Source organism: Helicobacter sp. 11S03491-1, from assembly GCF_002272835.1.
Classification (GTDB): Bacteria; Campylobacterota; Campylobacteria; order Campylobacterales; family Helicobacteraceae; genus Helicobacter_J.
Map to the genome: position 1 here is coordinate 1 of NZ_MLAO01000023.1, position 1838 is coordinate 1838.

At 31.4% G+C, this 1838-nt stretch carries 3 protein-coding genes; 2 read left to right on the forward strand and 1 reads right to left on the reverse strand.

The genetic code is table 11. From position 1 onward, the window contains the following. Together BKH45_RS08630 and BKH45_RS08635 are read left to right on the forward strand one after the other, a co-directional pair. A partial coding sequence (locus BKH45_RS08630) for a hypothetical protein (protein ID WP_095275073.1) occupies window positions 1-362 on the forward strand: 362 nt, incomplete at its 5' end. A 13-nt stretch (window positions 363-375) separates the two neighbouring features. Further along, complete coding sequence (locus BKH45_RS08635) at window positions 376-1266, forward strand: Fic family protein (protein WP_095275074.1); 891 nt, start codon at window positions 376-378, stop codon at window positions 1264-1266. A gap of 86 nt (window positions 1267-1352) precedes the next feature. Here BKH45_RS08635 and BKH45_RS08640 read toward each other — a convergent pair. Then, on the reverse strand, window positions 1353-1838 hold a 486-nt coding region (locus tag BKH45_RS08640; protein WP_180675732.1), incomplete at its 5' end, for a hypothetical protein.

Below are 1838 nucleotides of genomic sequence, written 5' to 3' on the forward strand. Positions count from 1 at the left end.
CTTCAATCCAATTCAAAAAATCAAAACAAAATCCAAGTAAAGAAAAAGAGAGTCAAGAGGATTTAAAATTGCAAACCATTGATGAACTCTCAGCCAAGCTTGATGAAAAACTCAATCTCAAGAAATCTCAAAGCATAAATACTCCCATCAAGCAAATCCAAGAAAAAGAAGAGAAAAAAAACTATACTATCTCCCTTAGCAAAAAAATTATCACAGAACTTGAAGAGTTTCTGGGAGATTTTGGAGAATTTGGAGAGAGCAAAAGTTCTTTTATCCAACAGGCTATTTTTGAGAGTATTCAAAAAAGAAAGTTTGAGATGAAAGAAAAATTATTAAATAAAATCAAAAAACTCGAAAGCTAAATAAGGATATAAGATGGATTATAACCCTCAATTTTTGGACAATATGAATATTTGGAATGAAAAAGAACTCAAAATACTCCATGAGATGACACAAGATATGCCCCTGGAAGTATTTTTGAATTCTACGGGGGATAAGGGTTTGATAGAGGCATATGGATTTGATTTTGTCTATACCTCTGCTAAGATTGAAGGGAATACTTATGATCGATTTGAGACACTTGATTTATTAGAGATGGGCATCACTGCCGGAGGCAAAAAATATACCGATGCCATCATGATTTTAAATCTCAAAGAAGCCTATAAAAATATCTTAACCATTAACTATCCCATCAATAAAAATACTCTTAAAGAAATTCATAGCTTCATTGCTAAAGATTTGGTTCAAAGACAAAATCTTGGATCAATGAGAAACATGGATGTCAAAATAAGTGGTAGCACCTATATTCCATTATCAAGCGGGGATAGGCTTAATGCCGAATTAGATTATTTATTCAAAATCTATCAAAGCATTCATGACCCTTTCAACAGAGCTATTTATCTTCATCATAACTTAGCCTATTTGCAATATTTTCAAGACTGCAATAAAAGGACAGCCAGAACAATGCAGTTTATTTCTTTTAAAAATGATAAAGTAATGCCTTTTATCATTACCGAATATGATGAAAGTGTTTATTCACAATATCGTAAGGCGCTTGTTGTATATTATCATACAGGCGACTACGAACCCTACAAAGAATTTTTTATACAAGGATATGAAAAAATCCATCAAGACTTACTCAGATGGCAAGGCAAAGGAATAGAAAAAAATAAAGTTTTCAAACACAAATCCCCTCAAGAAAAAAATCAAAAGAAATTCCAAGACCACCGCAAAGAAGAAACAAAATCAAACACCGGGAGAAAATAATCCCTGTTTTTTATTATTTTTATCTCCTCCGGCTTCTTGTTGGCTCAGATTCTATTTAGTTTCATATAAAAACCCAAGCCAAAGGCTTACTTTGGTTTTAAGCGATAATTTAGAGATTTCATACTCAATTGTTCCTTTTCTTTGATTTGTGCAGTAATTTCATTTTGGCTTTTTTGGTTGATATCTTTAAAAGTTTGATTAGGCGAGAGGATTTTTTTAGCCAAAAGCAATTCTTTGCCCGTAAAACTTAAAGTTTTTAAGTTTCTTAAGTGTTTGGAAACCAGTTTTAGCATTGCATCAATATCTTCAAGAGAATCTTTATTAAAAGAGCTAAGCTTTTCTTCTTGTTCTTTTATATCTGTTTGAATGCTTTGATAAATTCTTAGCAGTCGCTGAATTCTGGAGTTTATGAGTTCTAAAACTTCTTTTTGTTTGATTTGAATGTTATTGAAAGCCTCCTTAGGATTAAAGCCGGAATCTTGAGTTTGAAACTCTTTTAACATACGAGTATAATTCTTTAATTGTTGGTATTTTTTGTTCAAAGCAAACATATTGGATTTTTCATTCAGAAA